This window comes from Roseococcus sp. YIM B11640 (genome assembly GCF_049727625.1).
Lineage (GTDB): Bacteria > Pseudomonadota > Alphaproteobacteria > Acetobacterales > Acetobacteraceae > Roseococcus.
The window spans coordinates 73,124-98,946 of sequence record NZ_JBBJOZ010000003.1 but is presented as its reverse complement, the minus strand read 5'-3'; the positions used below and the strand labels follow the sequence as shown (position 1 = coordinate 98,946).

26 protein-coding genes and 1 pseudogene are annotated in these 25,823 nt (G+C 69.3%); 15 read left to right on the top strand and 12 right to left on the bottom strand.

Annotated features, from left to right (window positions below):
• Positions 1-87 precede the first annotated feature (87 nt).
• Together WJM96_RS14385 and WJM96_RS14380 are read left to right on the top strand one after the other, a co-directional pair.
• Complete coding sequence (locus WJM96_RS14385; RefSeq protein WP_424813207.1) at positions 88-1,062, top strand: Bug family tripartite tricarboxylate transporter substrate binding protein; 975 nt, start codon at positions 88-90, stop codon at positions 1,060-1,062.
• A 4-nt stretch (positions 1,063-1,066) separates the two neighbouring features.
• Entirely contained in the window at positions 1,067-1,861 is a 795-nt protein-coding gene (locus WJM96_RS14380) for an SDR family NAD(P)-dependent oxidoreductase (protein ID WP_424813206.1), read from the top strand.
• Positions 1,862-2,013: 152 nt separating this feature from the next.
• Here the strand turns inward: WJM96_RS14380 and WJM96_RS14375 are convergent, their stop codons facing one another.
• Complete coding sequence (locus WJM96_RS14375) at positions 2,014-2,781, bottom strand: glucose 1-dehydrogenase (RefSeq protein WP_424813205.1); 768 nt, start codon at positions 2,779-2,781, stop codon at positions 2,014-2,016.
• Between the two features lie 3 nt (positions 2,782-2,784).
• Positions 2,785-3,675, bottom strand: a complete 891-nt coding sequence (locus WJM96_RS14370; RefSeq protein WP_424813204.1) for an aldo/keto reductase — start codon at positions 3,673-3,675, stop codon at positions 2,785-2,787.
• A gap of 212 nt (positions 3,676-3,887) precedes the next feature.
• Between WJM96_RS14370 and WJM96_RS14365 the strand changes: the two genes are divergently transcribed.
• Positions 3,888-4,886 (top strand): LysR family transcriptional regulator, encoded by a 999-nt coding sequence (locus tag WJM96_RS14365; RefSeq protein WP_424813203.1) that lies wholly within the window; start codon positions 3,888-3,890, stop codon positions 4,884-4,886.
• Between the two features lie 178 nt (positions 4,887-5,064).
• Here the strand turns inward: WJM96_RS14365 and WJM96_RS14360 are convergent, their stop codons facing one another.
• From WJM96_RS14360 to WJM96_RS14320, 9 genes and pseudogenes are all read right to left on the bottom strand, one after another.
• Positions 5,065-5,994, bottom strand: coding sequence for a Bug family tripartite tricarboxylate transporter substrate binding protein (locus WJM96_RS14360; protein WP_424813202.1), 930 nt, complete (start codon positions 5,992-5,994; stop codon positions 5,065-5,067).
• A gap of 86 nt (positions 5,995-6,080) precedes the next feature.
• Positions 6,081-6,407 (bottom strand): hypothetical protein, encoded by a 327-nt coding sequence (locus WJM96_RS14355; protein WP_424813201.1) that lies wholly within the window; start codon positions 6,405-6,407, stop codon positions 6,081-6,083.
• On the bottom strand, positions 6,404-7,243 hold the full coding sequence (locus WJM96_RS14350; protein ID WP_424813200.1) for a CmcJ/NvfI family oxidoreductase: 840 nt from the start codon (positions 7,241-7,243) through the stop codon (positions 6,404-6,406). The genes WJM96_RS14355 and WJM96_RS14350 overlap by 4 nt, the downstream gene beginning before the upstream one ends.
• Before the next feature lie 59 nt (positions 7,244-7,302).
• Positions 7,303-7,431, bottom strand: coding sequence for a hypothetical protein (locus tag WJM96_RS14345; RefSeq protein ID WP_424813199.1), 129 nt, complete (start codon positions 7,429-7,431; stop codon positions 7,303-7,305).
• Positions 7,431-8,744 (bottom strand): O-acetylhomoserine aminocarboxypropyltransferase/cysteine synthase family protein, encoded by a 1,314-nt coding sequence (locus WJM96_RS14340; RefSeq protein WP_424813198.1) that lies wholly within the window; start codon positions 8,742-8,744, stop codon positions 7,431-7,433. The genes WJM96_RS14345 and WJM96_RS14340 overlap by 1 nt, the downstream gene beginning before the upstream one ends.
• Entirely contained in the window at positions 8,734-8,964 is a 231-nt protein-coding gene (locus WJM96_RS14335; protein WP_424813197.1) for a hypothetical protein, read from the bottom strand. Before WJM96_RS14335 ends, WJM96_RS14340 begins: the two co-directional genes overlap by 11 nt.
• Before the next feature lie 272 nt (positions 8,965-9,236).
• Entirely contained in the window at positions 9,237-11,132 is a 1,896-nt protein-coding gene (gene cysC / locus WJM96_RS14330) for an adenylyl-sulfate kinase (RefSeq protein WP_424813196.1), read from the bottom strand.
• A complete protein-coding gene (gene cysD, locus WJM96_RS14325; RefSeq protein WP_424813599.1) occupies positions 11,129-11,923 on the bottom strand; it encodes a sulfate adenylyltransferase subunit CysD in 795 nt (264 codons plus the stop codon). Before cysD ends, cysC begins: the two co-directional genes overlap by 4 nt.
• 75 nt (positions 11,924-11,998) lie before the next feature.
• A pseudogene (locus WJM96_RS14320) lies at positions 11,999-12,637 on the bottom strand (phosphoadenylyl-sulfate reductase); the annotation flags it as partial.
• A gap of 370 nt (positions 12,638-13,007) precedes the next feature.
• Here WJM96_RS14320 and WJM96_RS14315 point away from each other — a divergent pair.
• Positions 13,008-13,604, top strand: a complete 597-nt coding sequence (locus WJM96_RS14315; protein ID WP_424813195.1) for a peroxidase-related enzyme — start codon at positions 13,008-13,010, stop codon at positions 13,602-13,604.
• Between the two features lie 83 nt (positions 13,605-13,687).
• Here WJM96_RS14315 and WJM96_RS14310 read toward each other — a convergent pair whose 3' ends face one another.
• A complete protein-coding gene (locus WJM96_RS14310) occupies positions 13,688-14,635 on the bottom strand; it encodes a Bug family tripartite tricarboxylate transporter substrate binding protein (RefSeq protein WP_424813194.1) in 948 nt (315 codons plus the stop codon).
• Positions 14,636-14,868: 233 nt separating this feature from the next.
• Here WJM96_RS14310 and WJM96_RS14305 point away from each other — a divergent pair, with 233 nt between their 5' ends.
• From WJM96_RS14305 to WJM96_RS14255, 11 genes are all read left to right on the top strand, one after another.
• Positions 14,869-16,533, top strand: coding sequence for a long-chain-fatty-acid--CoA ligase (locus tag WJM96_RS14305; protein ID WP_424813193.1), 1,665 nt, complete (start codon positions 14,869-14,871; stop codon positions 16,531-16,533).
• The gene (locus WJM96_RS14300) at positions 16,530-17,315 is read left to right on the top strand and encodes a crotonase/enoyl-CoA hydratase family protein (protein ID WP_424813192.1); all 786 of its coding nucleotides are present in this window, start codon (positions 16,530-16,532) and stop codon (positions 17,313-17,315) included. The genes WJM96_RS14305 and WJM96_RS14300 overlap by 4 nt, the downstream gene beginning before the upstream one ends.
• 10 nt (positions 17,316-17,325) lie before the next feature.
• Positions 17,326-17,475 carry a hypothetical protein gene (locus tag WJM96_RS14295; RefSeq protein WP_424813191.1) on the top strand — a complete coding sequence of 50 codons (150 nt, stop codon included), beginning with the start codon at positions 17,326-17,328 and terminating at the stop codon, positions 17,473-17,475.
• Positions 17,476-17,639: 164 nt separating this feature from the next.
• Positions 17,640-18,512 carry an ABC transporter substrate-binding protein gene (locus tag WJM96_RS14290; RefSeq protein ID WP_424813190.1) on the top strand — a complete coding sequence of 291 codons (873 nt, stop codon included), beginning with the start codon at positions 17,640-17,642 and terminating at the stop codon, positions 18,510-18,512.
• Positions 18,490-19,497: an ABC transporter substrate-binding protein gene (locus WJM96_RS14285; protein WP_424813189.1), complete on the top strand. Its 1,008-nt coding sequence runs from the start codon at positions 18,490-18,492 to the stop codon at positions 19,495-19,497. Before WJM96_RS14290 ends, WJM96_RS14285 begins: the two co-directional genes overlap by 23 nt.
• 31 nt (positions 19,498-19,528) lie before the next feature.
• Entirely contained in the window at positions 19,529-20,365 is an 837-nt protein-coding gene (locus tag WJM96_RS14280) for an ABC transporter permease (protein WP_424813188.1), read from the top strand.
• The gene (locus WJM96_RS14275) at positions 20,362-21,084 is read left to right on the top strand and encodes an ABC transporter ATP-binding protein (RefSeq protein ID WP_424813187.1); all 723 of its coding nucleotides are present in this window, start codon (positions 20,362-20,364) and stop codon (positions 21,082-21,084) included. The genes WJM96_RS14280 and WJM96_RS14275 overlap by 4 nt, the downstream gene beginning before the upstream one ends.
• A 20-nt stretch (positions 21,085-21,104) precedes the next feature.
• Positions 21,105-22,091 carry an ABC transporter substrate-binding protein gene (locus tag WJM96_RS14270; RefSeq protein WP_424813186.1) on the top strand — a complete coding sequence of 329 codons (987 nt, stop codon included), beginning with the start codon at positions 21,105-21,107 and terminating at the stop codon, positions 22,089-22,091.
• Between the two features lie 8 nt (positions 22,092-22,099).
• Positions 22,100-23,083 carry a Bug family tripartite tricarboxylate transporter substrate binding protein gene (locus WJM96_RS14265; protein WP_424813185.1) on the top strand — a complete coding sequence of 328 codons (984 nt, stop codon included), beginning with the start codon at positions 22,100-22,102 and terminating at the stop codon, positions 23,081-23,083.
• Entirely contained in the window at positions 23,080-24,420 is a 1,341-nt protein-coding gene (locus WJM96_RS14260; protein ID WP_424813184.1) for an LLM class flavin-dependent oxidoreductase, read from the top strand. The genes WJM96_RS14265 and WJM96_RS14260 overlap by 4 nt, the downstream gene beginning before the upstream one ends.
• Positions 24,417-25,823: an MFS transporter gene (locus WJM96_RS14255; protein WP_424813183.1), complete on the top strand. Its 1,407-nt coding sequence runs from the start codon at positions 24,417-24,419 to the stop codon at positions 25,821-25,823. Before WJM96_RS14260 ends, WJM96_RS14255 begins: the two co-directional genes overlap by 4 nt.

Here is a 25,823-nt window from a genome sequence, read left to right as displayed (position 1 = left end):
TTGGGCCGCCGCGCCGTCGCATTGACAGCCCCGGCCGCGCGACGTTGGCTGTTTTTGCCCCAGTGAGAGGGTGAAGAGGAAAAAGCCATGAAGAAGCGCCAGATCCTGCGCGCTGCCGCCGGCCTTGGACTGCTGGCCGCCCCCGCCTATGCGCAAGCGCCCTTCCCCAGTTCTAGCATTCGCCTGGTGGTGCCTTTCCCGCCAGGTGGAAACACGGACATTTTTGGGCGCATGTTTGCCGAGCCCTTTGGGCAGGCGCTCGGCCAATCCGTGGTCATCGACAACCGCGGCGGGGCGGGCGGTCTCATCGGCTCGGGCGAGGTGCATCGCGCCCGGCCAGACGGGTACACGTTGATCTTTCAGAGCCCGACAGCCGGGATCACCGGCCCCCTCACACGTCGCGTGCCGCCCTTCGATCCCGTGACGGGGTTTTCACACATCGCCATCCTCGGCATCACGCCGCTCGCCCTGGCGGTCCACCCACGGCTTGGCGTGAACAACTTGGCCGAGTTCATTGCGCTGATCCGCGCCCAGCCAGGCCGGCTCAGCTATGGCAGCTCAGGCATCGGCGGCGCCCCGCACCTCTCGACGGAGTTGCTGCGAATGCGGGCAGGCAACCTTGATGTGGTGCACGTGCCCTACCGAGGCTCGGGGCCTCTGACTCAGGATCTTGTCTCCGGCACGATCGCCTTCGCCGTGGACGCCTTCACGACGCTGCTGCCGCAGCACCGCGAGGGGAGGCTGCGGATCATCTCCGTCCTCGGCGAGCAGCGCGCAGCGGTGGTGCCCGAGGTGCCGACGGCGCGCGAGAGTGGCCTGGACGTCGTGACCCGCATCTCCAACTACCTGGCCGCCCCCCCCGGCACGCCGCCGGACCGGCTGGAGCGCCTGGCCGCTGCCGCGCGCACTGCGATGTCCAAGCCCGAGATTGCCCGGGCGCTGGAGGACATCGCCTTTGTGCCCGTGACGGATTCCACGCCCGAGCGCGCGACCCGCTTCATCGCGGAGGAGGTGGCGCTTTGGGCCCCCGTCATCCGCGCCGCCAACATCGAGATCGAGTGAGCGCATGTTCAAGCTGACGGACAAGGTGGTCTTCCTGACCGGCTACGGCTCGGTCGGCCCCGGCTGGGGCAATGGCAAATCGATCGCGGTGCTCTTTGCGCGCCAAGGGGCGGGCATCTTCGGCGTGGACATCAACGAGGCGGCGGCGCGCGAGACGCAGGCGATCATCCAGGACGAGGGCGGCACCTGCGAGATCGCGACCGGCGACGTCACGGATTCCGCCGAAGTGGCGCGGCTGGTCGGCGCCTGCATGGCACGCTTCGGCCGCATCGACGTGCTGGTGAACAATGTCGGCAAGTCCGAACCCGCCATCCCCGGTGAGATGGACGAGGCGCTGTGGGACAGCCAGCTCTCCATCAACCTCAAAAGCGCATTCCTCTGCTGCCACGCGGTGCTGCCGATCATGCAGAAGCAGGGAAAGGGAGCCGTGGTCAGCATCGCCTCCACGGCGGGCATTCGCTACACGGGCAAGCCCCAGGCGGCCTATTCGGCGGCCAAGGCGGGGCTGATCCATTTCAGCAAGACCACCGCCATCACCTATGCTCCACGCGGCATCCGCATGAACTGCGTGCTGCCAGGTCTCATGTACACGCCGCTGGTGGCCAAGCTCGCCGAGCAATTTGCGAGCGGCGACCTGGAGGGGTTCGTGGCGAAGCGCAACGCCGCCGTTCCCGTCGGCCAGATGGGCGAAGGATGGGACGTGGCTCATGCCGCGCTGTTCCTTGCTTCTGACGAGGCGAAATACGTGACCGCAACGGAACTCGTTGTCGATGGCGGGTTGACGGCTTCCACCGGTTGATTACGGCGCGCCGGCTTATGTCCCGATTGGCCGAGAGCGGCCTGCCCGCTTTGGACCTTGCCGGTCCTCGGCCGGACGTTCCCCTCCCGGCCGTTGTCGGTCATTTGGTTCGATCTCCTTTGATGGGCGGCAGACAGTCGCCTCGTTTCGCATCAATGGGTCGTGAAGCCGCCATCGACCGGCAGCGCGACCCCAATCACGAAGCTCGCTGCCGGGCTGCACAACCAGAGCACGGCCGCGGCGACTTCTTCCGCACGACCGAGGCGTCCGATCGGCTGCGCCTTCATGATCTCGGCCATCGCGTCCGACTGACCTTCCAGCATGTCCTGTACCATCGGCGTGTCGATCACACCGGGGCAGACCGCGTTGATGCGGATCCCTCGCGGCGCATATTCGACCCCGGCGCTCTTGGTCATCCCGAGCACCGCGTGCTTGGTGCCGTGATAGGCGGCGCGTCCGGGGAGCCCCACGAGCCCGCCCAGTGATGAGCAGTTGACGATCGCACCCGAGCCTTGCTCCCGCATTACGCGCAATTCGTGCTTCATGCAGGCCCACACTCCGCGCTGGTTCACGGCGGTGACGCGCTCGAAATTGCTGAGCGGCTCGTCCGCAGCATCGGATGGAGGGACCTGAATGCCGGCGTTGTTGAAGGCCATGTCGAGCCGGCCGAAGCGATCCACCACAAGCTCAATCGCCCGCGCGACCTGGGCCTCTTCCGCGACGTCGCAAGCAACGGCGATCGCACTCCCGCCCTCGCCGACGATCCGCTGTGCTTCGCGCTCGGCCAAATCGCCATCGAGGTCGGCGAGCACCACAGACGCTCCGTTTTCGGCGAATGCCCGTGCTGTCGCGAGACCCATGCCCTTGGCCGCGCCGGTTACCAGCGCGACTTGGTCGCTGAAATCGTAGGTCGGGTTCATGGCTCAGTCTTCCTGTCCTGCGTTGTCGATCTGCCGCTTCTTGGCGAAGACCGGAAAGGCGCTCGCCGCGCCGTAATCCGTCGCGCCGCTCGTCTTTCTGAGGGCTTCCATGTCCGCGTCCGAGATTAGGAAGTCCAAGGCTGCATTGGTCTTCATGTGCTCGGCGTTGGAGGTCTTCGGCAGGGGAAGCAGCCCGAGCTGGAGGCAGTACCGGATGCCGAGCTGCGCAACGCCGACGCCATACTTTTCGGCGAGGCCGACCACGTCTTCGTTGTTCAGCAGCGCACCATGGGCCACAGGCGAGTAGGCCTCGACCAGAATGCCTTTCGACCGCGCATAGTCGATCAGATCGAAGGGCGTATTGCCCACGTGCGCGAGGATCTGATTGACCATCGGCGCGACGCTGCCGTTGTCGATCAGGTTGTCGAGGTCCTCTCGCTCGAAATTGGAGACCCCGATCGCGCGGAGCTTGCCCGCCTCGTAGGCGTGTTCGAGCGCGCGCCAGGCCTCGAGGTTGCCCTCGAAGAAATGCTCGCCCTCCCTGAATTCCGCCCACGGCTGCGGACTGTGGACCAACATCAGATCGATATGGGCTAACCCGAGCGTCCGCAGCGACCGGTCGATCAGCTGCGTGGCCTCTGCATAGGTCTTGCATTCGGCAGCGAGCTTCGTGGTCACGAAGAGCTGGTCGCGTGGCACGCCGCTGGCGCGAAGGCCTTCGCCCACGCCGCGCTCGTTCTCGTAAGCCTGGGCAGTGTCGATGTGCCGATAGCCGATCTTGATTGCATCGCGCACGGTTCGTGCGGCGTCGGCGTCGGGAACGCGCCAGGTGCCAAGCCCCAATTTTGGAATGCTCACCCCGTTGGCGAGGGTGAATGCCTCTTGGAGAATCATTCGACGGCCCTTTCAGTTCGGCTCACCGCCGGTTTCGAACCGAGCCCCGACACGGCGCAAGATCTTCGAAACCCCAAGGCGGCCGACTTTGAAGCCGGTCGCCTCATCAGCGAGCGACATGGCTCCAACCTAGTCCGTCGAACTGCCCTGAATTAGCGCCCTCGCACTCAACAAACTAATAAGTCTCGCTCAACAGTGTGGTAGATGGAGACATGCAGGTAAGCCGGGCGGACCTTGCCGATTTCGCCTATTTCCTCGCTATTGCGAAGCATGGCAGCTTCCGGCGCGCAGCGCTGGAAATGGGAGTGACGGCCTCGGCCTTGAGCCACGCCATCTCGGCGCTGGAGGCTCGGCTCGGCGTGCGACTGTTGAACAGGACCACGCGCAGCGTGACCCTCACGGCAGCCGGGGAAGAACTTCGGGCGTCGATAGAAGGGCCGCTGGAGGCGGTGAGCCAGGCTGCAGACAACCTCAACCGCTTCCGCGATGCGCCCGCCGGACGTGTGCGGATCAATGTTCTTGGGGATGCGGTCCCGCTCCTACTGGAACCTGTCATGCCGATCTTCGTGGAGCGCTATCCGGAGGTCGAGGTGGACATCAGCGTCAGTAACCGCTTGGTCGACGTCATCGCCGGCGGCTTTGACGCCGGTATCCGGTACGGAGGAACCGTGCCGGCCGACATGATCGCGCAGAGGCTTTCGCCAGATATCCGTTGGGTCGCCGCGGCATCGCCGGCCTACCTTGAGCGCTTCGGGACGCCCACCGCCCCCCAGGAATTGGAACAGCATCGCTGCATCCGCATCCGGCTAGGCAACGACCAGCTGTACCAGTGGGAGTTCGAACGCGGCGGGGAAGCGGTTGCGATTGCAGCGCCTGGGCCGCTGACCGTCGATGAGAGCCATGCCTCATTGGGCCTCGGGCTCAGCGGCGTCGGCATCATCTACGCGGCCGAACCGATCCTCCGTCCTCATTTGGAACGTGGCGCCTTACGGGTGGTCCTACGCGACTGGGCGTCCATGGGGGGCGGGTTTCACGCCTACTATTCCGGTCGTCGTCAAGTTCCCACAGCACTCCGGTTGCTCATTGAGCTGATCCGCAAGATCGATCCCATCGGCAACTCTCACCCCAACTGGGAACAACCGAACTCAGCGAAAGCCACCGTACCCGACACGGGGCATACGGCTGATCCGATCTCGCGGCCTCACCCGTAGCCAAGGTGCAGATCGCGGCGGGAAGGCCGCTTCCGCGACAGCTCCAGCTAAACTGACATTCGCCAGTTCTGGTCGGTCACCAACGAGCACTCGGGTCAGTCGCACCGCGCCGCCGTGCTCGCCAAAGCCGCACCCGGTCTGACAGAACCTCAGCCTGCATGCGCTAGGGGCCGCCAGCTCAGCTCGCATCTCCCCGGATGCCGGCCTCATGTGCCACCACCGCGAAGCGCTCCACCGTGGCGCGCAGCAGCGCGGCGAAGGCCTCCTGGCTCTCGGCCAGCGGGTCGAATCCTACCGCGGCGAGGCGGTCGCGCAGCGCGGGGTCGCGCAGTGCCACCTGCCCGGCCTGGTGCAGCCGCGCCACCGTCTCGGGCGGGGTTGCGCCCGGGGCCAGCACGCCCATCCAGGTCGTCACCTCGAAGCCAGGGGAGACGGTCTCGGCGATCGTCGGCACATCCGGTACGGCGGCGGCCCTGGTGGCGGAGGTGACCGCCAGGCCGCGCAGCTGCCCCGCCTGAACCTGGGCGATGGCGGTGCTGAGCGTCAGCAGCGCGGCATCCACCGTGCCCGAGATCAGCTCCGCGATGATCGGCCCGCCACCGCGGTAGGGCACCACCTCCGCCTGGCCGCCCACGGCCTGCCAGAGCAGCGCGCTGGCGAAGTGGTGCGCCGTGCTCAGGCCCGGCACCGCATGGTTCGGCCACCGCGCCGGGTCCCGTAGCCTGGCCACATAGCCCGCGATGTCGGCGATGTCGGACCGCGCGCCGGTGACGATGATGTGCGGGGAGGCCGCGGCACGCAGCACCGGCACCAGCTGCGGCAGCGCGGGCGGCGAGCCCGCGATGGGAAGCGCCTCGACGGCCGCCAGCGTGTCGTTGGTTACCAGCAGCGTCAGCCCGTCGCCCGGCGCGCGCGCCACCGCCGCGTTCCCGAGGCGCGATGAGGCGCCGCCGATATTCTCCACCACCACCGGCTGGCCCAGCACCGTGGAGAGCGCAGCGGAGAACGGCCGGGCGAAGACGTCGACGCCCCCGCCCGGTGGGAAAGGCACGACCACGCGGATAGATCGCGCGCCCTGCGCCCTGAGGATGGAAGGGCTGGCGAGCACGGAAAGTGCGGCCAGTGCGGCAGTGCGCCGTTGCAAGGTCATGGCTGTTCCGATCAGCGTGGCGTGTCGGAGGGGATGGCGGCCGGTCACTGAGTCAATTGCCCGCCGCCCAAATGCGACACCACGGCGGACCACTTCCGCCGCTCGGCCTGCAGGAAATCGCCGAACGCCGCTTCGAACGGCGTGCCCCATTCGGCGCCCATTTCATTGTAGCGGCGCTGCAGCTCCTCCTCGGCGAAGGCCAGGCGGATCTGTTCAGCGATGCGAGCCTGCAGCGCCGGCGGCGTCCGATCGGCGCCACCACGCCGTCCCAAATCGAGGATGAGAAGCTCGGCACGCCGATCAGGGCGAGGCTTCATCCCGGCGATCTCGCCCGATACGGGAGGGGAGCGTTTCACGGCCTCCGCCATCATTCGCGGTGAAAGACGAAGGTTCGCAGCTCGATGCTCTCGCGCGGCGGAGCGTCCGCCGGCGCCGTGGGATCGGTGAAAGCGGTATGGGGCACGAAGCGCGCGCGGCCGTCATCCTTGCTGTCGTAGCACTTGATCAGCAGCGCCTCGTCCGTCCGCAACTGCGGGACGTAGAACCATTTATGCGCGGGATTGAAACGGACGTTGTAGGTCTCGCCGACGCGGTTGGGATAAACGAGATCGGATGGCACGTAGTCGCGAAAGGGAACCGTTCGCGCATCGGCAAAGGCCAGTGGTGAATCGAGCACCGGGCCGCGGATCGGCCGCCACAGGTTGATGACCTGAACCCGGCCTTTCAGAAGCTCCTCCGCCTCGTCCGGCAGCAGGTCGCGAACGCGCTGGGGGCCGGAACGGTCCGTGTGGTCGACATGCACGCGCGTGGCCGGCTGGCGCGGCCCGTCGCGATAGTCTTCCTGGCCGGGAACGCGGCGGCGCAGCGTATGGTCGAAGATGAAGACACGGTCCGCGCCGGTCGCCTTGCGGATCAGCGCCTCGCTCTCAGGATAGTAGATCTCGCGGATCTGCTGCTCGTCGCTGAAATCCGTGACAGCGGTCTCGTGCTCGACAAGGCCGAAGCCGGTGACGTCCAGGGAGATGCCGTTCGCCGCACGCGCATTGCGGACCGTCACGCGGTGCGGGTCGGGACGCACGTTGGTGCGCGGCTCGCCGGCGGGCGGTTCGTACGCGTAGCTGCGCGGTCGGCCCGGAATCGCCGCGAGATAGTTCATCTCCGCGATGACGGCGGGGAGCGCCTTCAGTTCCGCTGCATTCAACGTCATGTTCGATCCCTCCATGGATGGGCCGCGCTCCCGACAGGCCGGGAGCGCGGCAAGGCGGCTCAGCCCGGCGACAGTCCGGCCAGTGCCGCGAGGCCCAGCGTCGCGGCGATGACCACGACGCTCCGCAGCGCCAGCGCGGCCAAGGCCCCCGCCTCGCTGGCGGCAAAGCGGCGAAGAGCGGTCTCCATCACTCGGCCGCCGCGCGCATCGGCGTGCTCGAGGCCGCGTCGAGCGCCTGCGAGAGATCCGCGAGGATGTCGTCGATATGCTCGATCCCGATCGAGAGCCGCACATAGCCCGGCGAGACTCCGGCCCGCACCTGGTCCTCCGGCGACAGCTGGGAATGCGTCGTGCTGGCGGGATGGATGGCGAGACTACGCGCATCGCCGATATTGGCGACGTGGTAGAGCAGCTTCAGCGCGTCGATGAAGCGCTGCCCTGCCTCGCGCCCGCCGGCCAGCTCGAAGCCGAGAAGCCCGCCGAATCCCTTGGTGAGATACTTCCGGGTCCGCTCCGCCGCTGCGCCCTTCAGGTGCTTGGGATGGATCACCCGCGCCACCTCCGGCCGCCCGGCGAGCCAGTCGGCCACGGCCTCGGCATTGCGGCTGTGCTCGCGGATGCGCAGCGGCAGCGTCTCGACACCCTGCAGCGTCAGGAAGGCGTTGAAGGGCGAATAGGCGGCGCCGAGGTCGCGCTGCAGCGTGGTGCGCGCCTTCAGCACATAGGCGACGGGGCCGAGCGGCTTCGCGGCCTCCACCCAGACCGCGCCGTGATAGGAGGGGTCGGGCAGGTTCAGGGCGGGTTGGCGCTGGGGATGCGCGGCCCAGTCGAAGTTGCCGCCATCGACGATGATGCCGCCGATGCTGTTGCCGTGCCCGCCGATGAACTTGGTCAGCGAATGCACCACTACCGCCGCGCCGTGCTCGAAGGGTCGGACCAGCAACGGCGCCGCCGTATTGTCCACGATGAGCGGGATGCCCAGCGGACGGCCGAGCGCCGCCACCTCGGCGATGGGGAAGACCTCCAGCTTGGGGTTGGGCAGCGTCTCGGCGTACCAGGCGCGGGTGCGCTCGTCCGAGGCGCGGACGAAGGCCTCGGGATAGGCGGGATCCACGAAGCGGACCTCGATCCCCTGGTCCCGCAGCGTATGCGCGAAGAGGTTCCAGGTGCCACCGTAGAGGTCGGTGCTGCTGACGATGTTGTCGCCGGCGCGCGCCAGATTCTGCAGGGCGAAGGCCGAGGCCGCCTGGCCCGAGCCCACCGCCAGCGCCGCCGCGCCGCCCTCCAGCGCGGCGATGCGCTGCTCCAGCACGTCCGTGGTGGGATTGCCGATGCGGGTATAGACGTTGCCCAGCTCCTCCAGCGCGAAGAGGCGCGAGGCGTGGCCCGTATCGTCGAACTGGTAGGAACTCGTCTGGTAGATCGGCACCGCCACCGCCTTGGTGGTGGGGTCGGCGCGCCAGCCCGCGTGAAGGGCCAGAGTTTCCGGCTTAAGAGACATCAGCGCTTTTTCCCTCGGAGGGCGTCCAGGGCTTCGACACCGGATGGTTGCGGCGGAGATAGCCGCGCGCGGCGTGCTCGGCCGCCTCGACGCTGGGGAAGTTGGCTCGATCGAGTTCCTCGAGCCGCGCATCGATGGCGAGCAGGAACCAGCTCATTTCGCCAAGAGCCGCGACGGCGATCAGCGAGCCCCCGTCGGTGATGGGGTGTGAAAGGCGCATGTGATCCTCCTGCACCGCACGGAGCGGCGTTCGGATGCTTGTCGTTGGTCGGGAAAGGAGGGGTGCGGCGGATCAGCCGCGGCGACAGCCCCGACAGGCGCCGGAGCAGATCATGCGGAGATGGCGGATGCGGAAACGATCCCGGCCAAACATGTCCTCGCCCTCAGGGCTCGTGGCCACGCGGGGATCGCGCGGCACGACAATCACGCATCTGCATCGTCAATAAGTCAAGCAGATTCACAGTGAATTATGTAGATTATGATTTTTACAATTCAAACAGCATGATCCGCATTGGCCATCGCGCCATGCAGCCGGAACGCCTTCAGGGTCAGGGCGACCAGACGGCGCGTGCAGCTCTCCTCGTCGATAACAGCCGTATCGAGCACGAGATCGGCATCGAGCGGCGCCTCGTAGGGGGCGGAGATGCCGGTGAAGTCGGCCAGTCGATCCTCCCGCGCGCGGCGATAAAGGCCCTTGGGATCGCGCGCCTCGCAGGTCGCGAGGTCGGCCGAGAGATAGACCTCGCGGAAGCGGTCGCCCGCGATGCGCCGAGCCTCGGCCCGGTGCGCCGCCATCGGCGAGATGAGCGCCACGACCGCCACCAGGCCCGCATCTGCGATGAGCGCCGCCGCCTCCGCCGTGCGGCGGACATTCTCCGCGCGATCCTCCGGGCGGAAGCCGAGGTCGCGGTTCAGCCCGCGCCGGAGGTTGTCGCCATCCAGCAGCGTCGCCTGGATACCGCGCCCCGCGAGCTCCCGCACAGCGCGCGTGGCGAGCGTGCTCTTGCCCGAGCCCGAAAGGCCCGTCAGCCAGAGTACGCCACCGCGATGGCCGTTCGCCTGCGCCCGCTCCTCCTGGGTCAGCGGCGCTTCGACCGCGGTGAGATTGCTGCCCGCCGCCTCCAGCGCCTCGACGACGAAGCCGCCGACGATACGGTGATTGCGCACCAGCACGCCCCGCCCTGTGCGCGGGCTCGCCCCATAGGTGTCGAGCGCCAGCGGCCGGCGGGCGCGCAGCCGCGCACGCGCCACACCGTTGCGCTCCAGCCGCTCGGCCGGGACGGAAGTGAGCGTGTCCACGTCGATCACGGCGTCGATGGCCTCGACCGCGGCGCGCGTCTCCGTGGTGCCGTGGCGCAGCGTCAGCCGCTCGCCCTGCAGCAGCGGCTCGCCGTCCAGCCAGAAGAGGCGGACGGTGAGCGCATGCGCCTCGCCGGGCGCGGCGGCGACCGGGCCCAGGATCTGGCCACGCTCGGCGAAGACGTCGCGGTCCAGCAGCACGGCCACGCTCTCGCCCGCGCCTGCGGTGCTGCGGCCCTCCCCGCCCCAATGCTCCAGGCTCAGCACCTTCGCCGTCCGGCCGCCGGGCGCTAGCATCACCTCCTCGCCGAGGCCGAGCCGGCCCGTCTCGATCCGGCCGACCAGCACGCGCTTGTCCCCGAGGCGATAGACGTCCTGCACCGGCAGGCGCAGTGGCAGCTCGGTCGGGCGCGGGCGCGGCGGCAGGGCATCCAGCGCGCCGATCAGGCCGGGGCCGCGATACCAAGGCGCCGCCTCGCTGCGGTCCACGACATTGTCGCCGTGCCGCGCGGAGAGCGGGACTACTTCCTTGGCCGCAAGATCTAGCGCATCTAGATACGTCGCCAGCTCGGCCTTCAACGCCTCGTAGCGCACCTCACTCCAGTCCACGCGGTCCATCTTGTTCAGCGCGACGACGATGTTCGACACGCCCAGGATGGAGAGCAGGTAGAGATGCCGGCGTGTCTGCTCGCCCACGCCCTGTTCGGCATCCACCACCAGCACGGCCGCCTCGGCCTGGGCGGCGCCGGTCACCATGTTGCGCAGGAATTCCGCATGGCCGGGCGCGTCGAGCACCGCGTAGCGCCGCCGCGCGCCGCGGAACCAGACCTGCGCGGCATCCACGGTGATGCCCTGGTCGCGCTCGATCTGCAGGCTGTCCAGCAGGAAGGAGAATTCCAGGTCCAACCCCCGCCGCGAGGACTGCTCGCGCAGCGCGGCAATGCGCGCGGCGGGGATGGCGCCGGTGTCGTGCAGGAGACGACCGACCAGCGTGGACTTGCCGTGATCCACATGGCCCACGATCACGACCGGAAACGCCGTGTCGCTGAGTGCCGCTGGGGCGGGTGCGGCGTCGACGGCGGCGCTCACAGGTAGCCGCCCACGCGCAGGCGCTCGAAGGCGTCCTCCGTCTCGTTGTCCATGCTGCGGCCGCCGCGTTCGGGCTCGGTGGTGACGCGCAGCTCCGCCAGGATCGCGGGGATGTCGGCGGCGTCGCTGACGACGGGATGCGTGATGCCGATCTCGCCCAGCGAACGGAAGCGCCGGCCGTTGCGCGCGAAATAGAGCTCGCAGACCGGGATGTTCTCGCGCGCGATGTAGCGCCAGACGTCCAGCTCGGTCCAACGCAGCAGCGGGTGGATGCGCACATGCGCGCCGGGCGGGCGATCGAGATTGTAGAGGTCCCAGAATTCTGGCGGCTGGTCACGGAACTCCCAGTTGCCGTCCTCGGCGCGCGGGCTAACCACGCGCTCCTTGGCGCGGGTCGCCTGCTCGTCGCGGCGGATGCCGGCGATGAGGCCGCTCAGCCCGTAGCGCTGTATGGCGGCGCGCAGCCCCTCCGTCTTGCGCGCGGCGACGCGGCTGGCCGGCGGCAGGGTCGGATCGGTGGCCTCCAGCGGCGGGCAGGGATCGGCGATGAGGTCCAGGCCCCATTCCTGGGCATAGCGGTCGCGAAAGGCATAGGCCTCGGGGAATTCGAGCCCGGTATCGAGGTGCATCACCGGAAAGGGCACGCGGCCGAGGAAGGCTTTGCGGGCAAGCCAGATCAGCACGTTGCTGTCCTTGCCCAGGGACCAGAGCAGGGCGAGAGGTCGGACCCGGCTATAGGCCTCGCGCAGAATGAAGAGGCTGTCGGCCTCCAGCTCGTCGAGGTCGTCCATGGCGCGGAGATGCGGGGTCATTGGAAGCTTCTTTGCGGGGGCGGGTTGAGGTGGGGTGGGGGTAGGGCGGTGGATGCCGCATTCGGTCTTGGCGGTACCGCGCCATCGTCCGGCGCGCGGCCCTTCCCCGGCGGCGACGGGACTGGTGCAGGTGGCGCAGCCGACCGAGGCATAACCGTGGGCGGCGAGCGGGTGGGCCGGCAGCTCGTGGCGCCGGCGGTAGTCCTCGATCTCCGCCGCATTCCAAGCGGCGAGCGGCGAGGCGCGCCAGCGCCCCCCCTCCTCGCGCAGGATGGCCAGGGCGCTGCGGTCCTCGCCGTGGTGGCGCTTGCGGCCGTCGACCAGCACGTCGAACTCCGCCAGGGCGCGGTCCAGCGGTCGAACCTTGCGCAGCGCGCAGCAATCATCCGGCGCGAATGACCAGAGGCCGCCCAGCGGATCCTCCAGGCTGACTTCCGCCGGATCGGGGCGGAGGTCGCGCAGACCCGTCAGGCCGAGGCGCGCGGCCAGCGTGTCGCGATGCGCGAGGGTCTCGGGAAAATGGCGCTCGGTGTCGAGGAAGAGGATGGGCAGGTCGCGATCGACCAGCGAGGCCATGTGCAGCAGCACAGCGGATTCCGTGCCGAAGGAGGACAGGATGGCGATCCGTCCCGGATGTCGCGCGGCGAGGGCGGCGAGGATCGCGGGGGGCGCCAGGCCGTTGAGTTCGGCCAACGGAAGGGCAGCAGGTGCGGACAAGGGATGACTCCGGTCGTCGGAAGGCCAGGCGGCGGGCGGCGAGGCTCAGCGGCTTCGACAGCGCCTTCGGGTGGCGGTTCGTGGACGGAGGTCGGTCATGCACCCAGGCTAGGCGCATTGTCCGGAGAATCAAATTTAGCACGAATTTGGATTGTGTTTTTAGATAGTTAGTTAAGATATTGTTTTGTATCAATTTATTGTCTTTCCTAGTGATCCACACCCTCAGAGCTTGATCGGAACCCCAATCAGATTCCGTCGTGATTTTGGTAAATTAACATTTCATGATGTAAAATATCTCCACGAGGCCCGGAATGAGGTCGTGCCCAACCCCGCAGAGGAACCCGCCATGTCCAATCGCCCCCATCCCGAAACGCCCGGCGCCGCCATCTCCTGGTTGGCGCTCGGCGCGCCGCCAAAGGCCCCGGCCGAGGTCCAGGCTGTGCTGGACCGCACCCAGGAGAAGCTTGGCTATGTCCGCAACGGTCAGCTCGCGGTCCTGCACCGTCCCAACCTCGTGCTCGGGCAGGACGCCCTGAGCCGCGCCGCCACGCAGGATCCCGAAAGCGCGCTGTCGCGCCGCGAGCGCGAGCTGATCGCGCTCGTCGTCAGCAGCGAGAACCGCTGCGAGCCCTGCGTCTTCGGTCATGCCGCCGCGCTGCGCGAGATCACCGGCGATGCGGTCTTGGTGGACCGCCTGATCGTGAACTACCGCCATGCCGGCCTGCCCGCCCGCGAGCGGGCGCTGGCCGACTACGCGCTGAAGATCACGCGCCGCCCCGGCGAGATCGAGCCGGAGGATCTGGACGCGCTGCGCCAGGCCGGGCTGACGGAGCTCGCGATCCTCGATGCCGCGGCTGTCGCGGCCTATTTCAACTTCAGCAACCGCATCAACAGCGCGATCGGCGTGACGCCCAACCCCGAGGCCGCTTCGGCGCATCGCTGAAGTCGGGGCCTCCGTGTCGGCTGACGCGGATGCCGGCGGCCTGGATCACCTCCCGATTCACCGCCGTTCCCTGCCGGAGATGGCTATGCCGCCGAGATCCGCGACTGCCGCACCCAGTTGGCCCACTCGCCGTAGAGATCGGCTAGGAAGGTGTCGTTCTCGGCCGCCACGCGGGGTGAGGCCGAGAGGCCCAGCTCCTCGATACGCCGCTTGCCCTCCTCCGTGCCGATCGCGGCGAGCAGTTCGTCGCCCAGCCGGCGCCGGATCGGCGCGGGGGTCCCGGCGGGCGCCACCAGGGCCTGCCAGGTCACGTCGAAGCAGGAGATGCCCAGCTCCCTCAGGGTCGGCGTATCCGGCAGCGCCGGATGCCGTTCGTTGGTCGTCACGGCGAGGAAGTTGACGGGCGAGCCCCGCGAGAGGGCGATGGCGCTCGGAATGTCGCAGAACATGGCCGTGAGCCGTCCGGCCGTCAGGTCCAGGATCGCATGCGACATGCCGCGATAAGGGACATGCGTCGCCTGAAAGCCACCCTGCTGGCGCAGAAGCTCGAAGGCGATCTGGTGCGGCGTGCCGACGCCGCTTGTCCCATAGGTCACGCTGGCAGGGTCGCGCCGCGCCTCCTCGACCAGTCCCGCAAGGCTCGTGACGCCCGTTGGCGGCGCCAGCAGAACGAAGCCGAAGGTGCACAGCGTCGCGACAAGGTCGAAATCCTTCACCGGATCGTAGCCGATGGCGGGATTGAGCACGGGCCCGATGGCATGCGTCGCGGTGGTAGCCAGGAAGTAGTTGTAGCCATCGGCCGGCGCGCGCTTCACGGCGAGCGCCCCCAGCGAGCCGCCGACGCCCGTGATGTTCTCGACCACCACGGGCTGGCCGAGCGGGCCCTGCAGCAGCCGGCCCAGCGTGCGCGCCAGCACGTCGATGCCGCCACCGGCTGGGAAGCCACTCACCAGGCGGATGGAGCGGCTCGGCCAGGCCGCTTCCGCACGAACCAGTGCCGGCGTGGCGAGAAGCGAGGCAGCGCCGAGCACGGCGCGACGACCACAAGGAGACACACTGCCCTGCGACGGAGGCGGGCGACGGAAGAGGGCCATGGATCACCTTTGAACGATCAATTAACGTTCTTTATGTCAATTCCCCAAAATTTACACCACGATTCTACGGTGATTTTTAATTTTGTCGCATCACATTGTGGAATCAGAGGCTGTCGGTTAAACCCCTCCTCGTCAGCCGCCCCCCGGCGGCCCGTCCCGACGGAGCGTCGATGTCCTTTCCGAAGCACTATTGGCCCGCCCATCTCCCGCGCCGGCTTCCCCCGCTGGAAACGACGCTGGCTTTCAATCTCCACGTCACCGCGGCCCGTCATCCGAGCCACCGCGCCATCGGCTTCTTCGGCCGCGACCTCGACTGGCGGACGGTCGAGGAGGAGGTGGAGGCCTTCGCCGGCTGGCTGCGCCGGCATGCGGGGCTAGAGCGCGGCGACCGCGTGCTGCTCTTCCTGCAGAACTGCCCGCAAAACGTGATCGCCTATTACGGCGCACTGCGCGCCGATTGCGTCGTGGTGCCCGTCAATCCCATGACCAGGCCCTCGGAACTGCGTCACTTCCTCGCCGACAGCGGCGCCCGGGCAGCCGTGGTCGCGCAGGAACTCCTGCCCGTGCTGCGGGAATCCGCGCCGGACGGCGCGCTGCGGGTCGCAAGTGTTGCCTATGCCGACTATCTGCCGGCGGATCCCGACTACGCCCTGCCGGACTGGCTGCGCGAGCCCGCCCGCGCCGTGGAGGGCGCCACGCCCTGGCGCCGGATCATCGAGGCCGGTCACCGCGCTCCCGCCCCGGAAGCCACTCCCGACGACCTCGCCCTGCTTCCCTACACCTCCGGCTCCACCGGCCTGCCGAAGGGCTGCGAGCACCCGCACCGCACCTTCCTGCACACCGCCGCCGGCTGCGCGCTCTGGCATGGGCAGACGGCCTCGACCGTCACGCTGGGCCTGCCGCCCATGTACCAGGTGGCCGGCCTCAACCAGTGCCTGCACCTGCCCGTGCTCACCGGCGGCACCATCCTGCCGATGCCGCGTTGGGATCCCCGCCTCGCGCTGCAGCTCATCGAGCGCTACGGCGTCACGCACCTGCCCATCGCGCCCACCGCCTGCATCGACCTGCTGACGCAGCCCGACCTCACGGAGCGCGATCTCGGCACGCTGCGCCGCGTCACCGCCGGCGGCGCCGCCATGCCGGAGGAGGTGTGGCGCCGCCTGCGCGACGCGACCGGCCTGCCTTTCATCGAGGCCTATGGGATGACCGAGGCCGCGGCGACCACCCACCTCAACCCGATCGAGCGGCCCAAGGCGCAATGCCTCGGCATCCCCTTCTTCGAGACCGAGGCGCGCATCGTGGACCCGGACACGCTCGAGGAGCGCGGGCCCGGCGAGCAGGGAGAGATCCTGATCAGCGGCCCGCAGCTCCTGCGCCGCTACTGGGGCCGCCCCGAAGCGACGGCCGAGGCGCTGGTCGAGCTCGACGGGAAGCGCTGGTACCGTAGCGGCGACATCGGCCTGGTCGACGAGGAAGGCTACTTCTTCATGACCGACCGGCTGAAGCGGATGATCAATGCCGCCGGCTTCAAGGTCTGGCCAGCCGAGGTCGAGACCCGGCTCTACGAGCATCCCGACATCCGCGAGGCCTGCGTCATCGGCGTGCCCGACGCGCGGCGCGGGGAGACGGTGAAAGCCATCGTCACCCTGCAGCCTGGCCGCGCCGGAAAGCTCGACGAGAAGGCGCTCATCGAATGGGCCCGCCCGCGCATGGCCGCCTACAAGGTGCCGCGCCAGGTGGAGTTCGTGGAGGCGCTGCCGAAATCCGCCGTCGGCAAGATCCTCTGGCGCGAGTTGCAGGACGCGGAGCGCGCCCGCGCGGCCATCGACGCATGAGCGCCCATGTCACCTACGCGCTGGAAGGCCCGGTGGCCCTCATCGGCCTCGACCGCGCCGACAAGCGCAATGCGCTCAGCGAGGAGATGATCGCGGCGATCGGCGAGGCCGCCACCCGTGCGGGAGAAGAGGCGCGCGTCGGGATCCTCCACAGCCATGGCGAGCATTTCTCCGCCGGGCTGGACCTCGCGGAAGCCCTGCGGACGCGCGATACGGCCGACCGCCTGCGCCCGCGTTCGCGCCGCTGGCACGCGGCGTTCGACCGGATCGCGCGCGGGCCCATTCCCTTCGTCGCCGCGCTGGGCGGCGCCGTCATCGGCGGCGGGCTGGAGCTGGCCGCCGCCGCGCATATCCGCGTCGCCGACGAAACCGCCTACTTCGCCCTGCCCGAGGCGCAGCGCGGCATCTTCGTGGGCGGCGGCGGGTCGGTTCGCATCCAGCGCCTGCTCGGCACGGCGCGCATGACCGACCTCATGCTGACCGGCCGCGTGCTGCGCGCCGACGAGGCCGAGCGCTTCAACCTGGTGCAGTACGTGACGCCCCGCGGCGAAGCGCTGGCCCGGGCACGGCAGCTTGCCGAAGGGATCGCCGCAAACGCGCCGCTTTCCAACCACGCGATCACCAGCGGCCTGCCCCGCATGCCCGACCTCTCGCATGACGACGGCCTGTTCTTCGAGTCCCTGCTCGCCGCCTATGCCGCGGCCGATGCCGGCACTGCCGGCCGCCTGCGCGACTTCGTCGAGAAGCGCGCCGCACCCGTCGCACCCGAACATTCCAGCTGAGGAGCCGATCATGGATTTCGTCGACCCGACCCATCCCGACCTCGCTGGTGCGCTGCTGGCGCTGCTCTGGGCCAGCGCCGTCGCTGCCGTGCTGACGCTGACCTTTCCGCGCGAGAACACGACGGAGGAGGACTGGGCGATCTTCTGGCTTCCCTACTGAGCGGGGCGGGACACGCTGCATCCCGGTCGCCGCGGGTCAGATATGCGGTATAATTTTGTGAATCCCGAATTGCACTATTGTTCATAGCTTTTATTGGATTTAGCTATGATGAACCGTTGGATGGCGCTTCGCCCTCCTCGGTGCCTGTTTCCAAGGAGAGCCGCATGTCCGCCTCGCCGACCGTTATCCGCATCTCGCCCAATCCGCCTGTCTTCGACCTGCCGATCCAGGTCGCGCTGGAGAAGGGGCTCTTCGCCGCGAATGGCCTCGATGTCCGCTTCGCCGCCGCCTATTCGGACCACGACACCAGCGAGCGCGAGGTGCTGAAGCGCCAGAAGGAATCCCTCTTCGAGGACCAGAAGGCGGACGCCTACAACGTCTGCGAATGGGGTGGCATCGACCGGCTGGAGCGCGGCGAGGGCCAGGGGCGGATCGCCGCGCTGCGCCCCGCCATCGCGGCCCAGGCCATCCTGGCCTTCGATCCCGCGATCCAGACGCCTCGCGACCTCGCCGGCGTGCCCATTGGCATCAACGAGTTCACCGGCTCGCATTTCGTCACTGTGCAGACGATCGAGGGCGCCATCGGCAAGGATGCCGTGAAGCTCGAGCATATCGGCGCGCCGGAGACCCGGCTCCGGAAGCTGCGCGACGGCGAGGTGCGCGCCGCCGCGGTGATGGAGCCATGGATCTCGCTGGGCCTGAAGCAGGGCGCGCATATCGTCGCCCTCTCCTTCTACCGCGGAGCCGAGGTCGTCTCGCCGCATCTCAACGAGGCCCAGCGCGAGGCCTTCTTCCGCGCGCTCGACCAGGCCGTCGACCTGATCAATGCGGATTTCGGCACCTATGCCCATCACCTCACCAAGGCGACCGATGGCGCGCTGACGCCCGGGGAGCTCGCCGCCAACTACGGCCATTTCATCCGCTACCGGCACGCACAGCGCTACGAGGAGGGGCTGTTCACGCCCGCCTACAACTGGATGCACGACCGGGGATATTCCGAGGGCAAGAATACCCATGCCAGCCTTGTCGTTTCCTGAGTTCCGCCCGACACGCCGCCGGGCGCTCGCGCTCGGCGCCGGCCTGCTTGCCGCGCCCGCCATCGCGCGCGGCGCGGCCCCGGCGGCCGTGCGCGTCACCCTCCCCGGCGCGGGCAGCGCGGGCGCCATCTGGCGGCCGCTGATCGCCTCCCTGCCGGCCGAAACGCTTGCCGGCGTCGACATCCAGTGGGTCGGCGCCAATCCCGGCCAGATGCAGGTGCAGCTCCTCACCGGCACGCTCGACGTCAGCGTCTATGGCGCGCTCGGCCTGGTCGAGATCGCCGCGCGCGGCGCGGATATCGTTGTCTTCGGCCCTGGGCTGAACAACCACGGCCGCTGGCTGGTGCGCGCCGACAGCCCCTACCAGAAGCCCGAGGACCTCATCGGCAAGCGCATCGCCTCCACCGCCGAGACGAGCGAGACCTTCAAGGCCGCTCGCATCGCCTCGGCCGTCGGCGGCCTCGATATCCGGCGGGAGATGAGCATCGTCTTCGGTCCGCCCGCCGCCAACCAGGCGCTGTTCGAGCGCGGCGACGTGGAGGGCATCCTCACCCTGGAGCCGACCGCCACGCGGTTGATCGGCCAGGGCGCGCGAGAGATCGGCCGCGTGGCTGACATCTGGCGGCAGGGGACGGGCGAGACAGAGCTGCCCTTCCTGGTCGGCCTCGCCGCGCAGCGTAGCTGGGTGGACCAGAACCGCGAGCTCGCGACGAAGTTGGCGCGCATCTTCGCGGCGGCCAATCGCCTCACGCGCAGCGAACCGCAGCGCGTGGCCGAGCTGCACGCCGCCTACGGCATCCGCGAGAACGAGCGCGCGGCCATCGACCTGCTGCCCTCCCGCCTCGCCGACGTCTACGGCACGGTCTGGAACGAGGCTGTCTTCGCCTCCATCGACCGGCAGATCGAGGTCGCGCACCGGCTTGGCCTCGTGCCCGCGCCGCCGTCCCGCAAGCTCTACGTCGAGACTCCGCTGACGGCGGCGTGACACGCCGCAGGGCGATCGAAAGGAACACCCCATGAGCGCGACCGATACCGTCGCCCTCCCCGCGCCCGCGCGGGGGGAACAGCGCTTGCGCCTGCGCCGGGAATGGCCGGCGCGCCTGCGCCGCGTGCTGCCCGGCCTCCTCTTCTGCATCGCCGTGGCCCTGGCCTGGGAAGTGCTGGCCCGCCTCAAGCAAAGCCCGCTCGTCCCCGACCTCGCTGAGGTGGGGCGCGAGGTCACGCGCCTGCTGGCCGATGGCATGGCGCTGGAGCAGGTGGCCATCACCCTCTGGCGCATCGCCCTCGGCGGCGTGGCGGGCTTCGCGGTGGCCGTGCTGCTCGGCCTCGCCGCGGCGCGCAGCCGGCTGTTCAACGCCTTCATCCAGCCGGCCGTGGTACTCGGCCTGACCGTGCCCGGCCTGGTCTGGGCGCTGCTCTGCGTCATCTGGTTCGGCGTGGGGCTGGCGACGCCAGTGGTCTCCATCATCCTGGGCATCGCGCCGCCGCTGCTGGTGACCATCTCCCAGGGGCTGCGCGCGGTGGATGCGGAGCTGACGGAGATGGCGCAGGTCTTCCGCTTCTCGCGCTGGGCGCGCATCCGCTACGTCCTGCTGCCCTCCATCGTGCCCTTCCTGCTGGGCGGCGTGCGCCTCGCCTTCTCGCTCGCGTGGAAGGTGATCGTGCTGGTCGAGCTCTTCGGCCTCTCGGACGGCGTCGGCTACCAGCTGAACTCCGAGTTCAGCGCGCAGAACGTGGCCGGCGTGCTGGCCTGGACGCTGATCTTCTGGGTGGTGATGGCCACCATAGAGTTCGGCGTGATGCAGGGGCTGGAGAACCGGCTCACGCGCTGGCGGCGGGAGGCGCGGCCATGAGCGCCACCTCCATCCTCTTCGAGGGCGTCGGCAAGACCTATCCGGGCATCGGTGATCGCCCGGCGGCCACCATCCTGCGCGACTTCGATCTGCGCATCGAGCCGGGCGAGCTGCTGGCCCTGGTCGGCCCTTCCGGCATCGGCAAGACCACGCTGCTGCACATGGCAGCCGGGCTGGAAGAGACCGATACCGGCCGCATCGAGGCCGGCGCCAAGCGCCGCCTCGGCATGGTGTTCCAGCAGCCCCGCCTGCTGAACTGGCTGACGGTGGCACGCAACGTCGAGCTTGCCGCCGAGGCTGCCGGCCTTTCGCCCGAGCGCGGCCGCGAGCTGCTGCAGGAGGTCGGCCTCTCCGGCTACGAAGCCGCCTTCCCGCTCGGCCTCTCGGGCGGGCAGCGGCAGCGCGTGGCGCTGGCCCGCGCCTTCTCCATCGACCCCGAGATCGTGCTGCTCGACGAGCCCTTCAGCGCCGTCGACGCGCTCACCGCGCGCCGCCTCCGCCTGCTGCTGCAGGAGCTGTGGCAGGCCAATCCGCCGACCGGCCTGCTCGTCACCCACAACACGCAGGAGGCGGCCTTCCTGGCCGACCGCGTGATCGTGCTGGGCGGCCGCCCCGCACGGGTCGTGGAGGAGATCCACGTGGACATTCCGCGTCCGCGCGACCCCGAGGATCCCGCGGTCTTCGAGATCCATCGCCGGATCATGGCCCGCCTCACCTAAGTCCAGCCAGGAGCCTTTCCATGTCCCTCGCCCGCCGCCCCCTTTTCGCCGCCGCCGGTCTCGCCCTGGCGGCGCCCTGCCTGCGGCCGGCGCGCGCGGCGGTGCAGACCGTGCGCATCGCCAATACGGCGATCGGCAATGCGGGCGCGATCCAGCGCCCGATCATCGAGGCGTTGCCCGCCGCCGCGCGCGAGGGGCTCGACCTGCAATGGGTCGGCGGCAATCCGGGGCAGATGCAGGTCCAGCTCATCAGCGGCGCGCTGGAGGTGGCCTTCTCCGGCGCGATCGGCACGGTGGATCTGAACGCGCGCGGCGCGGATCTCGTGCTCTTCGGGCCCGGGACCAACCTGCACATCCGCTGGATCGTGCGCGGCGACAGCCCCTATCGCGAGCCGCGCGACCTCATCGGCAAGCGCATCGCCACCCAGGCCGAGGGCAGCGAGCAGTACAAGCTGGCGCGCGTGGCCGCCGCCGCCAACGGGATCGAGCTGAAGAAGGATGTCGAGGTCATCTTCGGCCCCGCCACCGCCAACCTCGCGCTGTTCGAGCGCGGGGACGTGGAGGCGGTGCTGGTGCCCGAGCCGACAGCTACGCGGCTGGTCGCGCGCGGCGCCCGGCAGATCGCCCATCTCGGCGAGCTCTGGCAGCAGATCAACCATACCCGGCTGCCGACCTTCCTTGTCGGCCTCTGCGCGCGGCGCAGCTGGGTCGAGGAGAACCGCGAGGTCGCGACGCGGATCGCCCGCCTCTTCACCATCGCGAACCGTGCCGTGCACGAGCGGCCGGCGCTGCTGGCGGAGCATCGCGCCGCCCTCGGCGTGCCGGACCGCGAGACGGAAGCGCTCCGCCTGTTGCCCGAGCGCGTCACGGACGCCTTCACGACGCAATGGGACCAGCCGCTGCTGGAGCTGATCGACCGCCAGACCGCGGCGGCCGTGGCGGCCGGCGTCCTGCCGCGCGCGCCGGAGCGCTCCTTCCTCGTTGCGTCCGACGTGGACGCCGTCTGAGCCGAGACATGCACTCTTCCCGCGAATTGCTGGGCCGGCGCAGCCTCCTGGGCCTTGGCGCGACGCTGGGGCTCGCAGCTCCTGCACTGGCGCAGCCCGCCTGGCCCCAGCGCCCCCTCCGCCTCGTCGTCGGCTTCCAGCCGGGCGGCGCGATCGACCTGGTGGCGCGCCGCCTCGGCGCGCTCATCGAGCCCGCGCTCGGACAGCCCGTGCTGATCGAGAACGTCTCCGGCGCCGGCGGCGCCATCGCGGCGCTGGCCGTGAAGCGGGCAGCACCGGACGGCTACACGCTGAACCTCGCCACCACCGCCTCCCATGCGGTCGGGCCCTTGCTCAATCCCGGGATCGGCTACGATCCGCCACGCGACTTCTCGCTCGTCGCGACGCTGTCGAACTTCGGCATGGCACTGATCACGCCGCCCTCGGGGGCAAGGACACTCGAGGAACTCGTCGCCACGGGACGCGCGCATCCCGGCAGCATCGCCTATGCCTCCGCAGGGCAAGGGACCGGCCACCAGATCGCCTTCGAGCTGCTGAGCCGGCAGGCCGGTTTCCAAGCCAGCCATGTCCCGTACCGGGGCATGGCACCGGCCATGCCGGACTTCATCGCCGGCCGCATCTCGGCCGCCTTCTGCGACGTGCCGACTGCCCTGCAGTTCCTCAATAGCACGCCGCTGAACGTGCTGGCCGTCACCAAGCGCGAGCGCGAGCCGGCCTTCCCGCAGGCGCCCACGCTGCACGAGCTCGGCTACCGCTGCTACGAGGTCACCTGGCAGGCCCTGGTCGCGCCGCGCGGAACCCCGGCGGCGGTCATCGAGCGCCTTTCGACCGCCGTCGTGGCGGCGCTTCGGACAAGCGCCGGCCGCGACGCTCTCGAATCCCTGAACCTCAACATCGAGGCGCGGGCGGGCAGCCCGGACGATCCCTTCCTGGCCGATCTGCTGGAGGAATGGCGCGGCTGGGTGCAGCAGGCCGGGATACGGCCGGAATGACAGACGCCCCCACGCCGCGCCGGATGCATCTGGGGCTCTTCGTCATGGGCACGGGCAACCACCCCGCCGGCTGGCGCCTGCCGGGCGCCGGGCGCAGCAACCAGGACCTCGCGCTGCTGCAGGATATCGCCCGCACGGCGGAGCGCGGGAAGTTCGACCTGCTCTTCGTGGCGGACGGGCTGGCACTCTCGCTCAGCGACCATCCCTCCTACGTCGCGCGCTTCGAGCCGCTGACGCTGATCACCGCGCTCTCGGGCGTCACCTCCCGTATCGGCCTCGGCGCCACCGTCTCCACGACCTATGGCGAGCCCTATCACGTTGCCCGCGCCTTCTCCTCGATCGACCATCTGAGCGGCGGCCGGGCCGCCTGGAACGTCGTCACCACAGCCAATGCGGCGGCCGCCGCCAACTTCTCGCGTGGCCACCACCCGGAGCACGCCGACCGCTACGCGCTGGCGGAGGAATTCGTGGATGTGGTGCGCGGCCTCTGGGACGGCTGGGAAGATGGCGCGCTCGTCGCCGATCCCGTCACGGGGGTCTTCGTCGATCCGGATCGCGTCCATGCGCTCGACCACGAGGGGCAGCACTTCTCGGTGAAGGGCCCGCTGAGCATGACGCGCAGCCCGCAGGGTCATCCGGTCATCATCCAGGCGGGCGGTTCGGCCGCCGGGCGCGAGCTCGCGTCGCGCACGGCCGAGGTCGTCTTCGCGGCCGTGCAGGATTTCGATACGGCGCGCGAGGCCTATCGCGATCTCAAGGCGCGCATGGCCGCGCATGGCCGCCACCCGGACAGTCTCAAGATCCTGCCGGGCGTCATGCCCGTCATCGGCCGCAGCACCGCCGAGGCACGCGAGACGCTGGGCCGGCTGCAGGGCTTCCTGACGCCTACCAACGCACTGCACCTCGTCTCGATCCGGCTGGGGCACGACATCTCCGGCTATCCGCTCGACGGCCCCGTGCCCGACCTGCCTTTCACCGAGGGCACGCAGGGCTTCGCGCGCAATCTGCTGGCGCGGGCGCGGCGCGAGGGAATGACCCTGCGCGACCTCTACAATGTCACCGCCGCCGCGCGCGGCCACTGGGTCGTCTGCGGCACGCCGGAGACGATCGCCGACACGCTGGAGGAATGGTTCACCGGCGGCGCGGCCGACGGCTTCAATATCCTGCCCTCACACTTCCCCGCGGCGCTCGACGATTTCGTAGGCCAGGTGGTGCCGGAGCTGCAGCGACGCGGCCTCTTCCGGCGCGACTATGAAGGCACAAGCCTGCGCGAGCATCTCGGTCTCGCCCGCCCGGCGAACCGCTTCGCCGCGCGCGCGACGGAGACGGCCGCGTGAGCAGGTCTCCATCCTGGCGCCCGCTGGCCCTGCTGGTCGGTGCCGCCTTCTTCATGGAGCAACTGGATACCACCATCCTGGCGACGGCCCTGCCGCAGATGGCGCTGGAATTCGACACCAGCCCGGTGCGGATGAACCTGGCGCTGACCGCCTATCTCGTCAGCCTCTGCACCTTCATCCCCCTGAGCGGCCGGCTGGCCGACCGCTTCGGCAGCCGCACCGTCTTCCGCGGCGCCATCCTGATCTTCACGCTGGGTTCGCTGTTCTGCGCGCTGGCGCCCAACCTGGAACTTCTGATCCTCTTCCGCCTCCTCCAAGGGATCGGCGGCGCGGCGATGCTGCCGGTGGGCCGCCTGCTGCTGCTGCGGGCCGCGCCGCGCCACGAGATGGTGCGCGCCATGGCCTGGGTGCTGATCCCCGGCATGATCGGCCCCATGCTCGGGCCGCTGCTGGGCGGGCTCATCGTCACCTACGCCTCCTGGCGCTGGATCTTCTACGTGAACCTGCCCATCGGCGTGATCGGGCTGCTCCTCGCCTCGCGCCATGCCGAGCAGCACGTCGCGCCCGAGAGGGTCAGGCTGGATCTCGCCGGGACGGCGCTTTGCGGACTGGGCCTTTCGGCGCTGGTCGTGGGGCTGGAGGGCGCTGCCGCAGGCGAGATGCCCGTCCTCGTCACGACGGCGACACTTGCGGTCGTGCCCGTCTGCGTCTGGCTCTACCTGCGCCACGCGGGCGGGCATCGCTGGCCGGTGCTGGAGCTGAGCCTGCTCCGCATCCCTACCTTCGGCGTCGCCATCCTCGCCGGCACACTCTTCCGCATCGGCTTCGGCGCCATGCCGTTCCTCCTGCCCGCGCTGCTGCAGGTCGGGCTCGGCGCGAGCCCGGCCAAGAGCGGCCTCATGACCTTCTCGGCCGCCGCCGCCGGCCTCGCCATGAAGGCTCTGAGCGCGAAGGTGCTGACACGCTTCGGCTTCAAGGACGTGGTGGTGTGGAACGGCACGCTCTGCGCGATCAGCCTCGCGGCGTGCGCGCTGTTCCGGCCGGGCTGGCCCGAATTGCTGATCTACCTCGTGCTGATCACCGGCGGCTTCGCCCGCTCGCTGCAGTTCAACGTCTACGGCACGCTCGCCTATGCGGATGTGCCGCCGCCGAAGATGAGCGCGGCGACGAGCTTCCACGACACCTTCCAGCAACTATCGATGGCCATCGGCATCTCCGTCGGCGCGCTCATCCTGAGCACATCCATCCGGCTGCATGGCCATGCCGAGCCCACGCTCGGCGACTTCTCCACCGCTTTCCTGGCGGTCGGGCTGATCTCGCTCGCCGCCGTTCCCTTCTGCCTGGGCCTGCGCCCCGATGCGGGCGCCAAGCTCGTGGCGCGGCCGCAGGCCGGAAAGGGCTGA